The sequence below is a fragment of the Salinicola lusitanus genome (genome assembly GCF_003206045.1).
GTDB lineage: Bacteria > Pseudomonadota > Gammaproteobacteria > Pseudomonadales > Halomonadaceae > Salinicola > Salinicola lusitanus.
Map to the genome: position 1 here is coordinate 327,920 of NZ_PZJM01000001.1, position 13,439 is coordinate 341,358.

Below are 13,439 nucleotides of genomic sequence, written 5' to 3' on the forward strand. Positions count from 1 at the left end.
GTTTTCAATGGCTTGAATGGTATCACGGCTGCCCTCATAACTAGACTTCACACGATGCTTTGCGCATGAACCCCCACGGCGCATGATGTGATGAACATAGCGCACGGCGCGCCGGACCGCAGGTCATCGAATGCATTGGCAGTGGGGCATACCGGATAACGCCGCAAAGAGGTGTCATGGGTAAGAAAAAAGGCAACGCGCCTAGCAGCAACACGATCGCCCAGAACAAGAAGGCTCGGTTCGAATATCACATCGACGAGACCTTCGAGGCAGGCCTGTCACTGGCCGGCTGGGAGGTGAAGAGCCTTCGCGCAGGCAAGGCCCAGTTGACCGACACCTACATCCTGGTCAAGAACGGCGAAGCGTGGCTGCTGGGCAGCCACATCATGCCGCTCAACACCGCCAGCACTCACGTGCTTGCGGACCCGACCCGGACGCGCAAGCTGCTCTTGCATCGCAAGGAGATCGCCAGAATCTTCTCCAGAACGCAGGAGAAGGGGCACACCTGTGTGCCGCTCAAGCTCTACTGGAAGCAGAATCTGGTCAAGTGCGAGCTGGCCCTGGTGCGCGGCAAGCAATTGCACGACAAGCGCGCCACCGAGAAAGAGCGCGACTGGAACCGCGAGAAGGCCCGGGTCATGAGGGATCACGCCTGAGACGACGCTGAATAGTCGAGACGGCACTTGATATGGCGTGGGCTCGTCGCCATCTGTTAGACTGTACGAGTTGTAAGGGGGCGACATGGCTTCGACGCCGGTGACAATCCCTGAGGTGCATGCCGAGAGTGTAACGTATCTCGTAAATCCAACGTTGCAATTGAATAGTCGCAAACGACGAAAACTACGCTCAAGGCGCACTGGCAGCGTAAAAACTGCTAGCTGTTAGTCTGGCCCCAAAGCGATGTGCCCATTCATCGCGGCGGGGATACGAGCTAAAGCTGATGGGACCGCGGATGTCAGCGCTCTCCTGACATTCGTTAAACCTTAGAGAGATCGCAAGGTGCCATCCTGCCCGTCGGAGTGCACTGAGTTAAATCAAAAGACGGAACTAAGCATGTAGAGCTGATGGGCGAGTGCCGGCGGACGGGGGTTCAATTCCCCCCGCCTCCACCAAACATGAAAAAGCACCCGATCGGGTGCTTTTTTTGTGACCTGACGCCAGCTATCCCATCGCGGTCCGCGACACCGACGATCTCATCCCGCCAGCAGGCTCTTCATGAAGCCGTGATAGGGCTCGCAGGGTTCGAATCGGCCCATCCTCTCCATCAGCTTGGCTCTCCCGGCCGCCGGTATCGCCCGCGTCACCCGCTCGAGTTCAGCCTCGGCCAGCGTCTTCACGATCCGACCGGGGGTTGTCAGGTAACGCTCGTTGGTCTGCAGGATCACATGATCCGCGGCTTCGCGATCGACGATCTCGTGCACGTAACTGCCCGGCAGATTGACCACGACGACCCGCCGGAAGACGTTGGCAAACAGCGTCGCGAAGCCGCCCGCGCCCGCCGATGATCCCCCGAAGATGACCAGGGTTCGGTCGTGGATCGGCCGGATGTTGTCGAAGATCGTGATGTTGCCGGTCCCCGGAAGATAGTTGGAAAAACGGCAGAATACGCCACTCTTTTCCCGGAAGACGGCGACGGTCGACGAGGATTTGGCTGGAGGCTCCCTCTTCGATCCCAGATCGCCCACCACCTCCCGTTTCTCGAAGACGTATTGCGACTCGAAGTCGTCTTCGTATCCGAAGTGGCGCATGCAGGCGGCGAAGGCAAGATAGGCACCGCGACCGCTCCAGTGGGTGTCCGTGGGGTAGTAGCTGTCCGCTTCCGCCTGCATCGCGGCGACGGGGTTGCAGTAATCTATCCCGCCCTCATCCAGCAGCGCCGATACCTGCTCGGTGATGGTAACCTCGGCTCTTTCGTACGGATAATGTTCCGGCCGGACCATCTCCTTGGAGTTGGCGATCAAGAACAGCAGGGAGCGCTGCCGTTGTAACGGTGCGAGTCCGGCAGCGAAAAACCGCCACTGCGACCTCTCCTCGTCACTCAGGCGCTTCCTGCCGGTGAACTGGTCGACGCTCGCGTTGGTATCGTTGGCCAGGAACAGCCATCCTTCCCGCCCCTCGACCACCTCCATCACCGGCGCGACCGAGAGCCTAACGCACTGCAGCAGTTCACCATTCCCGTCGCGAACGCCAAGGGTCACTCCCGCGGCGATATCCAGCGAGTGCTCGAACAGCCAGGCGCCGGCGTCCATCCCCGCTTGCGGTTCTCGCTCGAGAGGCAGAGGAGATTCACCCTCGGGGCCGATGGCAATCAATTCGGGCTGCCGACCCGGGGGCGCGTCGACCCGCCCCCTCACCCGGTAACGGCGGAAGGTTTCCAGCGCCGCGATCTGCCGCTGGCCGTCGACGAGCTCCCAGTACAGCGCGGACGCGGCCTCTAGCGGCTGGACCACCACTTGATACTTCTTGGCCTTCTGACTGGCAATGACGCTCTTGAGGTCTACCAGCACCGGGTCATCGGGACGTGCCTCCAGCGCCAGATCCACCACGCCGAGCGCTGCCGTGAACTGCTTCGCCGCCAGCAGGGCGCGGGCCTGGCGCAGATAGACCTGAGGAGGAAAGCTTGCCTGGTGATCGAGTATCGATTGCCACCGCTGTACCGCGCTGGACCAGTCGCCACGTCTCATCGCCGCCTCGGCGTAGGCGATGCTCAGCTTGAGCGGCGGTTGGGGGGATTTTCGCAGCACGACCGCCATCAGTGCTTCCTGCTTGGCGATGTCACCGGCGCCCTCGTAGGCCTGCATCAGCGCAGAGGAGAGATCCAGACTGTCGATGCCGGCTCGAAACGCGGGCTCCAGCAGCGCAATGGCGCCAGTGAAATCGTGACGTGCCAGCCGCTCTTCGGCCTGGACAACCAGCTCGGGTATCTGCTCGATGCGCTCGGCGAAGGATGTTGAACTCATGACAGTCCCTGGTAGTTGGCAACGGAAGATAGCGAGCAGGATGCTTCATTCAAAACCTCGTAACGAAGCGCAGTGTGCCGCCCTGAGCTCCCGGTCGTTCGTCACTATATCCCAGCGCCAACCTGACCCGACATCGTCCGTCGAGCATGAAATTTGTCAGCGTGGCGAGGTCATCGATGACAAGGTCGTCTCGAGGAGAATCGGCGGCGATTGGCGCCGAGAATCGACCTGGCAAGCCCCCGATGCAGCGTGAAAAGCAGAGCCCGACGCCCGCGATTCTGGAAAACACGCCTAGATCGGCTAGCCTCACAAGACACCCGGATTCACGCCGACGCGTCGATTGGTCGGCCGCGATAAAGTGTTATCCTAAAAATGGTTAGGGGCCGTCGAGCGCTGCCGAGACGCCCCGGGAACGATTCGATCACTAGACAGGAGGTTGGAGCTTGACAGTCCTTCGCCCCGATCGCTGGCTCAGTCGCTGGCTGTTGCTATTATTTTTGATATTCGCTGGCCCGACACTGGCTCAGGAAAGTGGCTCCGAAGGGCAGAGTGCTCAGGATGGCCCGGCTTATTCCACCATGGCGGATTTGCTCGAGAACGCCCAGTCGCGACAGGCGCTGATCGACCAGTTGCGGCAACTGGCCGCTCGGCAGGAGTCCGGCGACACTCAGGAATCCGGCGCGAATGACGCTGGCGGTGGCACCACGGAAGCCTCCGGAAGCGGCCAGGAATCGACGGCCTCGAACGGCAATGAAAAGGGCGCCGTCGCCACGGACTCCTTCCCGCGCAGAATGGCGCAGATGACCAGCGATATCGCTGGCGATATCGGCGGACAATTCACCAGCCTCGCTGCCATGATCGGCGGCTTCTTCACCAGTGGCGACGCGGCGGCCAGCAGTGGCCCATCGTTCAACATGAACGACTTCCTCAGCGCGGCGATCGATCTCGCGCTGGTCATCATCGCGACCGTGGCCGTCTTCCTGATTCTGCGCCGGATCGCACGCCCGTTTTTCTCGAAGTTCAGCCAGTGGGCCATGCAGGGTGACGGTCGTAGCCATCTGCCCCGGGTCATCGTCGCCGTGATACTGGCCGCCATCGTCGATGTCATCGTCATCGTGCTTGCCTACGTGGCCGGCAATCTGGTCGCGACCTTTCTTGTCGGCGAGAGCGGCAGCCTCAATACCCGGTTCTCGCTGTTCCTCAATGCCTTCCTCATGATCGAGCTGTTCAAGTGCGCACTGCGCGTCCTTTTCTCGTCGCAGCACGAGGGGCTGCGTCTGGTCTCGATCGAGGCTGCCCAGGCGAAGCGCTGCAACCGCTTCCTGGCAACGTTGGCCGGCTTCGTGGGCTACGGCATGCTGGTCGTCGTGCCGATACTGAACGCCAATCTTCCGCTCGCGTTCGGCAAGGCCGTGAGCGTGTTGATCATGCTCATCGCGCTGATCTGGGCGATAGGCGTGATCCTCAGGCATCGCACCGGCGTCCGCGACATGATCGTCGCCAAGGCCGACACCGCGCAGATGTCCGCCTCCCGCGTGACGCTGCGCCTGTTCGCCCGGATCTGGCACGTTCTCGCGCTGCTCTACGCCATCATGGTGTTCGCCGTGACCCTGCTGCATCCCGAGACAGCGCTGCCATTCGTGCTGATCGCAACGCTCAAGACGATTGTCTACATCGGCATCGGCATGCTGGTGTCCGGCCTGCTGACCCAGTTGATCGGCCGACGTATCGACCTCGGCGAGAACATGCGCTCCCGGCTGCCACTGCTCGAGACTCGCCTCAACTCCTACATCCCGACGCTGCTGAAGATCATCCGCGCCATCATCCTGATCGCCGTGGTGATGTATACGTTCGATGCCTGGAAGGCGTTCGATCTCGCCGCCTGGTACGCCAGCGACTCGGGATCGCACGTCGTCGCGACGGTGATTCAGGTGATCCTGATCCTGATCATTGCCGCCATCGTCTGGATCGCCCTTGCCAGCCTGATCGAGAACTATCTCAATCCGGACACCGGTGGCGGCGCCCCCACCGCGCGAGCCAAGACCTTGATGAGCCTGTTCCGCAACGCCCTGGCGATCACCCTGATCATCATGACCGTGATGATCGTGCTGTCGCAGATCGGTATCAACATCGGGCCGCTCATCGCCGGCGCCGGGGTACTGGGTCTGGCGATCGGCTTCGGGGCTCAGAAGCTGGTGCAGGATGTCATCACCGGCGTCTTCATTCAGCTCGAGAACGCCATGAACACCGGCGACGTGGTCACCGTGGGCGGGATCACCGGTACCGCCGAGCGCGTCAGCATCCGCTCGGTGGCGATCCGCGACCTGTCGGGCACCTACCACATCGTGCCGTTCTCGTCGGTCGATACGGTCTCCAACTACATGCGCGAATTCGGTAACCACGTCGGCGAGTACGGCATCGCCTATCGCGAGAACATCGATTACGCCATCGAGCAGTTGCAGGCCGCTTTCGACGACCTTCAGGCCAGCGAGGAGCACGGCCACAAGCTGCTGGCGCCGATGACCGTCGCCGGTGTCGTTGCGCTCGCCGACAGCTCGGTCAATATCCGCGTGGTGATCAAGACCACGCCGGGCGACCAGTGGGGCGTCGGCCGAGCCTTCAACCGTCTGGTCAAGCTCTACTTCGACAAGGCCGGTATCGAGATCCCGTTCCCGCACACCACTCTCTACTTCGGCCAGGATCGCACCGGCTCGGCACCGCCCGCCAACCTGCGCATCATGCAGGAAGACTTCACGATCGACGGCAGCCCTGCCGGCCAGCCCAAGTCTCACGAGACCGGGGCGCCTGCAGCGATCGAGGGTGAAAGCCAGTCGAAGAAGACGCCGGACCAGGAGGCCAAGGACCGTACGCACCGCAAGCCCACCGACGACGATGTCGACGGTGACGAGGCAGAAGACCCTCGCTGAGTCGGTCCAGTCCGCGCTTTTCCAGGCCGCCTACGGGCGGCCTTTTTTATCTCCGTTCGTCCCCGACGCTCCCGAAGCGGCGGCGCCCAGCATCGCCGCGCCGCGTACGCCACTCGATGCGCCCAGTCGGGAGCCGACGACTTCCGGCGTCTCGACCCCCGGGAACAGGTGCATCGATATCGCTGCCGGTAGCGCCTCCAACAGCCCTTCCACGGTCGACAGGCCGCCCCCCATCACGATCACCTGCGGCGACAGCAGCTTGACCACGTTGGCCAGGGCGCCACCCAGCAGATCGAGGTGACACGCCCGGGCCCGCTGCGCCGCTTCCTCGCCCGCCTGCCAGGCCGCGTGCCACGCTTCGGCGGACGCCGAGGCACCACCGAAATGACGATGCAACCTCGCCAGGCCGGGCCCGGCGATGTAGGTCTCCAGGCAACCCGCCAGGCCGCAGCCGCAGGTGATGCACGGCAGGTCGTAACGTCTCGCCGTGGCGGCGGAGAGGGGCAGATGCCCCCATTCGCCGGCGAACCGGCCTGCGCCGCTGAGAAGTCGGCCGTCGACGATGGCGCCACCTCCCGCGCCCGTCCCCAGGATCGCGCCGAAGGCGTGCCTCGCACCCTCCGCCGCCCCGCCGGGGCCGACCTCCGAGACCATGAAACAGCGGCTGTCGTTCTCGATCACGAAGGCCCGGTCGAGGACTGCGGCAAGCGCCGTCTCGAGCACCAGCGGGCGCAGCCCCGGCAGATTCGCCGTGATCAGGTGGCCGCGCTCATCGAGCACGCCCGGGAACCCGAGCCCCAGCGTCCCCCGGCCGGCACAGCGTCGGTCCGCTTCCCGCACCATCGCGGCCAGCAGCGCCAGAAAGGCCTCGGCGTCGTCGGAGGGCGTCGGCTCACGCCAGCGCTCGAGACATGCCCAGTCCCGATCATAGATCGCGATCTCGGTCTTGGTTCCACCGACATCGATACCGTAGTGCATGGGGTCTTGCTCCTGGTGAAGATACCGTTTCGCTCGGGCGGACAGGGAAATCACGCCGACCCCTGGCCACAAAAAAGGCGCCCGCAGGCGCCGAGGAGAGCAATCGGTCGAAGGCCGAAAGTCAGCGTGTCATGTCGCTGGGCTGCGGCAGCGCGGGTAGCGACTTGTCCAGCAGCGTCACGCTCTGGCGATAATAGAGCTGGCTCTTGCTGTGATCGCCGAGGTTGGCGTAGAGCCTGGCCAGCTCGGCGCAGACGACGCCACTCGGGCGCTGGCGCTGGCTCGCTTCGAAGTACTCCTGCGCCTTGCCCCAATAGGCATTGCGCAGCGACAGGCGGCCGAGCGTCAGCAGCAGATCGGGGTCGTTGGGTCGCTCCTGCAGCCACTTCTCGGCGTAGACCAGCTGGCGCGCCGCATCGACGTTGAGCAGACCGTAACGCAGCACCAGTCGCGTATCCCAGTGCTCCTTGAGGGCGTTGCGCAGCAGGCGTTCGGCGTCGCCCTCTTCGCCGCCCTTGATCAACGCTTCGGCATAGAGCCCCACCAGCTCGACGTCGCCGCGCAGGTTATCCGGCATGTCCGCCCATAGCGAGCGAACCCGGGTCAGGTTGCCCTCCTGTTGCGCAGCCTGGACCAGCAGCTCCCGGTAGACGCGCTGATCGAGGGCCTGACGCTCGTCTTCGGTGATCAGGCGGTGCTTGTCGAGGCGCGGCAGCAGCCGGCGCATGCCGTCCCAGTCATTGACACTGAGATAGGCCTGCTTGAGCAGCTTGAGTACCTGCGGGTGCTCCGGCAGCTGCTGTTCGAGCCGCGTCAGTGTCGCCAGCGCCTCCTCGAACTGCTGGCGATCCAGCATCAACTGCGCCTGCACCAGACCGACCGCGGTGTCGGCGCCCTCGGTGCTGTGATGCGCCCGCTTGAGCAGGACGTCGGCCTGCTCGTAGCGCCCCTGGTAATGGGCCGCCAGTGCCGCGGAGAGATAGTTGACCAGCGGCGTGCCGGAGTCGTCGGCCGCCTTGGTCAGTGACTTCTCGGCCCGTTTCCAGCGCCCCTCCGCCAGTGCCACCAGCCCTCGAACGGTACGCTTCATCGCCGTGCGGTGGCGCGTGCGGCTATTCCACACCTTGAGCCGGCTGACCGGACGACGCAGGCGCATCAGCGCCCGCAGCAGGAAATGCAGTACCAGGAAGGAAGCGAGCAGCAGGACGCAGCCGAACCAGAACGAGGTCTGGACCGAGGTGTCGCCGACGCGAATGAACCAGTAGCCCGGCAGCGACTGCATCAACTGCCCGAATAGCGCGCCGACCGCCAGACCGAAGACGATCAGCAGGATCAGCTTTCTCATGCGCCCTCTCCCTGTGCCGATCCCTGGTTCGTCGCGCTACCGCTTGGCGAGTCGCTGCCCTGGGAACTGCCCTGGGAGCCACCCTGCGCCCCCCCGCCGTTGCCGAAGCGTTGCTCGATGAAACGCTTGAGCAGCTGCGAGGATTCGCTGATGTCCGGCAGCTCCGGACGCACATCCTGATCACGCAGGCTTTTCAGCTTGTCGATCGATTTGGCGACGCCGTCGTTATCGGTGTCGTAGTAGCCCTCGACCAGTTCCGTCGCCTTGTCGAGGCTGGCCTGATAGAGCTCGGGCTCGGACTTCAGCAGTGCCAGCTGCGCCTGCTCCAGTAGCAGCCGCACGTTCTGGCGCAGATAGGATTCCTGTTCCGGCGTGATCAGGGCCTCCAGCGGCTGATCGTGTCGCCGCACGGTCACCAGGTCCTTGAGTTCGCGACCCAGTGTTGCCAGCTGCTGGCGCCAGCCTCCGGTGGGCTTGGCGTCGCCCTTGCCGGCGGCGATCTCCTCGATGTCCTGCTTGAGCGGCAGCCGCGCCAGCTGCTCCTGCTGCGCCATCAAGGCGAGATAGAGCCCCGTGCGGTCGATCACCGGCACGGAGTCGAGGGAGGCAAGCTCGGACTGAATGGCGCGACGAACCGGCACCAGAGCCGGGTTGTCGGCTTCACGCAGTCGATCGTCCGCCGCCTTCAACAGCGCCTTGGCACCCTTGACGTCGCGCTCGAGCTGAAGCCGCTGATTGGCCAGACGGAGCAGATATTCGGCCTCGGCGTGCAGCCATTCGCGCGGATCGGCCTGCTGCTGCTGCGCCAGCTCCTTGAGCACCTTGTCCAGCGTATTGTCGAGACTCTGGCGATACTGATCGAACTCGCCACGCATCATCTTCAGGTTCTGCTGGCGGTTCTGGTCAAGCTCGCCGACTTTCGATTCGAGCTGATCGAGGGTCGTGCTGTTGGTACCGATCTGGCTCAACTGCGCCTGCTGTGCCTGCAGTTTCTGCCACCCCCGGTAGCCGACGAACGCCACGACGATCGCCAGCAGGATTACCAGGATCAGGGCCAGCAGGCCCAGTTTGCCGCCGGCGCCGCGCCCGCCGCTACCCGAGCTCGCGCCACGGCCGGAGGGTGGCTGGCCGCCGCCCGAAGCGGCCTTGCCGGCGGGGCTGGAGGAATTGCTGGTGGGTTTGGACTGGGCGGCGGCACCGGATGTCGCCGAGGGGGTAGCGCTCGATGTCGTGGTCCCGGCCCCCCGACCGGCCCCTGCCTTGGACTTGCCTGCCGATTTCGACTTGCTGCCGGTAGCGGGAGCGGGCTTGTCGGTTGCGTCGGTGGAGCCGCTGGACGCGCTTGTCGCATCGCTCGCGGTGCCCGGCTTGCCGGTCGCATCGTCGGCGGCAACCGGCTGGGCGACATCGGGCTTGATCGGATCGGTCGCCCCCGTCTTGTCGGCGGAACTGGCGGGGGATGGCGCCCGGTCCTTGCCGGTATCCACCGTCTCGGACGCCGCTGCCTTCGACCCCTGCCCAGTCGGCTTGGCCTGGCCGTCCGGCGCCTTCTCGCCATCGGAGGCCGGAGCCGACTGCGGTTGCTGATCTTTGCTCTGCTTGCTCATCTATCGCTAGCCTTTTCCGTGATCACCCTGATCGAAGGTGGCGCCCTTTGGACCGAGCACCGCGCGAATCTCTGCGTTCAATGCCGCGGGAGAGGCGCCCGACGCCACGTGAAGCGAGCCGAATCCCAATGTCCCCGCCAGTGTAGCCAACCGCGGACTCGAGACGATTAGCGGTTGGTTCAACGCAACCGGGCCACACCACGTGACCAAATGTTGCAATATTTCCCCGCTGGTCACCACCAATGCGGCGAAATCGCCCTGTTCGAGCCACCCTTTGGCGGGCGGCGAAGGCGCTCGGTAATGGCGCCGGTAGAGCGCCAGGACCTCGACATCGGCCCCCCGCTCTCGCAGCCGTTCCGGCAGCAGCTCCCGCCCCGACTCGCCCCGTGCCAGCAACATGCGCTTGCCGGCCACCGCCTTGAGCGACGCCACTTCCAGCAGCGCTTCGCTGTGCTCGCCGCTCGCCCGTGGGGGCAGGACCGCCGGCACGCCCAACTCCGTGTAGAGCCGCTCCGCAGTGGCTTCGCCGACGGCGTAGAAACGCAGCCCCTGCGGCAACTGCGGCCAGTATGACGCAATGGCCTCGGCAAGACACGTCGCCGCCTGCGGGCTGACCACGATGATGCCGTGGAACTGATCGAGATCGAGCAGTGCCGCCCGGCCGCTATCCGACAGCGCCAAGGGCTCCAGGCGCAGGATATCGAGCGCGGCCGTCACCAGGCCGCTCCGTTCCAGTGTCCGCGCCAGGACCTCGCCGCGCTCGCCAGGGCGCGTCAGCAGTACGCGGTCTGCCATCACTCGCCGCCAACGCCCCCGTAGACTTCGGCGAGGATCTCACCGGCCCCCTGGGCCAGCAGCTCTTCCGCCACCCGGATTCCCAGCGACTCGGGCTCCATGGCCGACCCTCGGCCCTCGGCGCGCAGCACGGTCGAGCCGTCCGGATGCCCCACCAGTCCACGCAGCCAGAGCGTATCGCCATCGTTCTCGAGCATGGCGTAGCCGCCGATCGGTACCTGGCAGCCGCCATCCAGGCGCGTATTGAGCGCCCGCTCGGCACGCACCCGGGTTGCCGTCGCAGTGTGGTCCAGCGGCGCCAGCAGAGAGACCAGCTCGGCATCGTCATGGCGGCACTCGATGCCCAGCGCCCCCTGGCCGCAGGCGGGCAGGCTCTCCTCCGGCGTGAGCTCCGCGGTGATCCGGTCGGCGAGCTGGAGCCGCTCCAGCCCCGCCGTGGCCAGGATGATCGCGTCGAAATCGCCGGCGTCGAGCTTGCCCAGGCGCGTCTGGACATTGCCCCGCAGCGAGAGCACCTCGAGATCCGGCCGCCGCGCGCTGACCTGCAGGCCGCGGCGCAGGCTGGACGTCCCCACCCGCGCCCCCTCGGGCAGCGCATCGACGCTGGCGTAGGCGTTGGAGACGAAGGCGTCGGTGGGTGCCCCGCTCTCCAGGATCACCGAGAGCCCGAGTCCTTCGGGGAACTGCATCGGCACGTCCTTCATCGAGTGAACGGCCAGATCCGCCCGACCGTCGAGCATCGCCTCCTCGAGCTCCTTGACGAACAGCGCCTTGCCGCCGACCTTGGCCAGTGGCGTATCGAGGATCTGGTCGCCACGGGTGGAGAGCGGCACCAGTTCGATGGTCAGGTGCGGATGATGATGTTCGAGCAGCGCCTTGACGTGTTCGGCCTGCCATAGCGCCAGGGCACTCTTGCGGGTTGCGATTCTCAATCTGTTAGCGTCGAGCACGCCATTCTCCGAGTGGGATGGACGCCCCGAAACGCCTGGGCAGGCGCTTCAGGATTCGTCATCAAGTGGGTGTTCGTCTGCGCGAACCTCATTGGCCCATGATAAAGCAGTCACCCACCGAGTAAAAACGGCGACCGGGTACCGCGGGACAGACCTTGCATCCCGCCCTTCGACCGCGAGTTTCAGCGTCCTATGCCGACGCTGTCTCTGATACACTCGGGCAATCGTTTCGCAGTTTTCACCCGTAGACCACGCAGAGCTCGATTTTCGATGACGCAGGCAACCAACCAATCCTGGGGCGGACGTTTCAGCGAGCCCACCGATGCATTCGTCGCCGCCTTCACCGCTTCGATCGCGTTCGACAAGCGTCTCTATCACCACGATATTCGCGGCTCGATCGCCCACGCCACCATGCTGGCCCGGGTCGGCGTCCTGACCGACGACGAGCGGGACCGTATCGTCGATGGCCTCAACGCCATCGAAGCGGAGATCGAACGCGGCGACGTCGAGTGGTCGATCGCCCTCGAAGACATCCACATGAACATCGAAGCGCGGCTGACCGACAAGATCGGCATCACCGGCAAGAAGCTGCATACCGGGCGCTCGCGCAACGACCAGATCGCCACCGATATCCGGCTCTACCTGCGCGACGAGATCGACGCCGTGGCCGCCGAACTCGCGCGCCTGCGCAGCGGCCTGATCGAGTTGGCCGACCGCGAGGCGGATACCATCATGCCCGGGTTTACCCACCTGCAGACGGCGCAGCCGGTGACCTTCGGCCACCATCTGCTGGCGTGGCAGGAGATGCTGACGCGGGATCACGAGCGCCTGCTCGACTGTCGCAAGCGGGTCAACGTGCTGCCGCTGGGCGCGGCGGCGCTGGCCGGCACCACCTACCCCATCGACCGCCACGTCACCGCCGAGCTGCTGGGCTTCGACCGTCCGGCGGAGAACTCGCTGGATGCGGTGAGCGATCGCGATTTCGCCATCGAGTTCACCGCCTTCGCCAGCATCCTGTTGATGCACCTGTCGCGGATGAGCGAGGAGATGGTGCTGTGGGCCAGCGCCCAGTTCGATTTCGTCGATCTGCCGGACCGCTTCTGCACCGGCTCGTCGATCATGCCGCAGAAGAAGAATCCCGACGTGCCGGAGCTGGTACGCGGCAAGACCGGCCGGGTCTACGGCCACCTGATGAGTCTGTTGACGCTGATGAAGTCCCAGCCGCTGGCGTACAACAAGGACAATCAGGAGGACAAGGAGCCGCTGTTCGACACCCTCGACACGGTCAAGGGGTGTCTGCGCGCCTTCGCCGACATGGCGCCGGCGCTGGTGGCCAAGCCGGACAACATGCTCGAGGCGGCGCGGCGCGGTTTCTCCACCGCCACCGATCTCGCCGACTACCTGGTCAGGGCCGGTGTCGCGTTTCGCGATGCCCACGAGATCGTCGGCAAGGCGGTCGCCTACGGCATCGAGCAGGGCAAGGATCTCTCCGAGATGTCGCTCGAGGAACTCAAGCGCTTCTCCGACGTGATCTCCGATGACGTATTCGAGGTGCTGACGCTGGAAGGGTCGGTCGCCGCCCGCAACCATATCGGTGGAACCGCGCCCGACCAGGTTCGCGCCGCCGCCCAGCGCGCCCGCGATGCGCTCGCCACGCTGCAGGAGAGCCGTCATGTCGCGTAACGCCGCACTCGCCATCGCCCTGGCCACGATGCTGCTGGCGCTCGCCGGCTGCGGCCAGAAAGGCCCGCTCTACCTGCCCGGCGACAGCGAGGCTTCGAAGACCTACGACCCGCAGGGGGATTACGAACCGTCGCAGCCAGCCTCCTCCAGGCAGACGCCCACGGAGAGCGACCCCGACGCGGCGCCTCGTCAGC

At 64.9% G+C, this 13,439-nt stretch carries 9 protein-coding genes, 1 other RNA gene and 1 pseudogene; 5 read left to right on the top strand and 6 right to left on the bottom strand.

Translation table 11 applies throughout. The features are described from left to right. The first annotated feature begins 176 nt into the window (after window positions 1-176). Both smpB and ssrA read left to right on the top strand, forming a co-directional pair. A complete protein-coding gene (gene smpB, locus DOM45_RS01550) occupies window positions 177-656 on the top strand; it encodes an SsrA-binding protein SmpB (RefSeq protein WP_110597749.1) in 480 nt (159 codons plus the stop codon). 76 nt (window positions 657-732) lie between these two features. After that, window positions 733-1,112: a transfer-messenger RNA gene (gene ssrA / locus DOM45_RS01555) on the top strand. Window positions 1,113-1,193: 81 nt separating this feature from the next. Here ssrA and DOM45_RS01560 read toward each other — a convergent pair. Further along, on the bottom strand, window positions 1,194-2,960 hold the full coding sequence (locus DOM45_RS01560) for an alginate O-acetyltransferase AlgX-related protein (protein WP_110597750.1): 1,767 nt from the start codon (window positions 2,958-2,960) through the stop codon (window positions 1,194-1,196). A gap of 443 nt (window positions 2,961-3,403) precedes the next feature. Here DOM45_RS01560 and DOM45_RS01565 point away from each other — a divergent pair, with 443 nt between their 5' ends. Next, a complete protein-coding gene (locus DOM45_RS01565) occupies window positions 3,404-5,887 on the top strand; it encodes a mechanosensitive ion channel domain-containing protein (protein WP_110597751.1) in 2,484 nt (827 codons plus the stop codon). 30 nt (window positions 5,888-5,917) lie between these two features. Here DOM45_RS01565 and DOM45_RS01570 read toward each other — a convergent pair whose 3' ends face one another. The 5 genes from DOM45_RS01570 to hemC all read right to left on the bottom strand — a co-directional run bounded on the left by DOM45_RS01570 (window position 5,918) and on the right by hemC (window position 11,562). Next, a complete protein-coding gene (locus DOM45_RS01570; RefSeq protein WP_110597752.1) occupies window positions 5,918-6,865 on the bottom strand; it encodes an ROK family protein in 948 nt (315 codons plus the stop codon). A gap of 121 nt (window positions 6,866-6,986) precedes the next feature. Beyond that, window positions 6,987-8,210, bottom strand: coding sequence for a heme biosynthesis HemY N-terminal domain-containing protein (locus DOM45_RS01575; RefSeq protein WP_110597753.1), 1,224 nt, complete (start codon window positions 8,208-8,210; stop codon window positions 6,987-6,989). Beyond that, a complete protein-coding gene (locus DOM45_RS01580; RefSeq protein WP_110597754.1) occupies window positions 8,207-9,817 on the bottom strand; it encodes a uroporphyrinogen-III C-methyltransferase in 1,611 nt (536 codons plus the stop codon). The genes DOM45_RS01575 and DOM45_RS01580 overlap by 4 nt, the downstream gene beginning before the upstream one ends. A gap of 6 nt (window positions 9,818-9,823) precedes the next feature. Further along, window positions 9,824-10,612 carry a uroporphyrinogen-III synthase gene (locus tag DOM45_RS01585; RefSeq protein ID WP_110597755.1) on the bottom strand — a complete coding sequence of 263 codons (789 nt, stop codon included), beginning with the start codon at window positions 10,610-10,612 and terminating at the stop codon, window positions 9,824-9,826. Continuing rightward, window positions 10,612-11,562 (bottom strand): hydroxymethylbilane synthase, encoded by a 951-nt coding sequence (hemC, locus tag DOM45_RS01590; RefSeq protein WP_110597756.1) that lies wholly within the window; start codon window positions 11,560-11,562, stop codon window positions 10,612-10,614. Before hemC ends, DOM45_RS01585 begins: the two co-directional genes overlap by 1 nt. 270 nt (window positions 11,563-11,832) lie before the next feature. On the opposite strand from hemC, the gene argH reads away from it, so the two are divergent. Together argH and lptM are read left to right on the top strand one after the other, a co-directional pair. Further along, on the top strand, window positions 11,833-13,245 hold the full coding sequence (gene argH, locus DOM45_RS01595) for an argininosuccinate lyase (RefSeq protein WP_110597757.1): 1,413 nt from the start codon (window positions 11,833-11,835) through the stop codon (window positions 13,243-13,245). Further along, window positions 13,235-13,345, top strand: a pseudogene (lptM, locus tag DOM45_RS20465) (LPS translocon maturation chaperone LptM); the annotation flags it as partial. The gene argH and the pseudogene lptM, both read left to right, overlap by 11 nt. Between the last annotated feature and the right edge of the window lie 94 nt (window positions 13,346-13,439).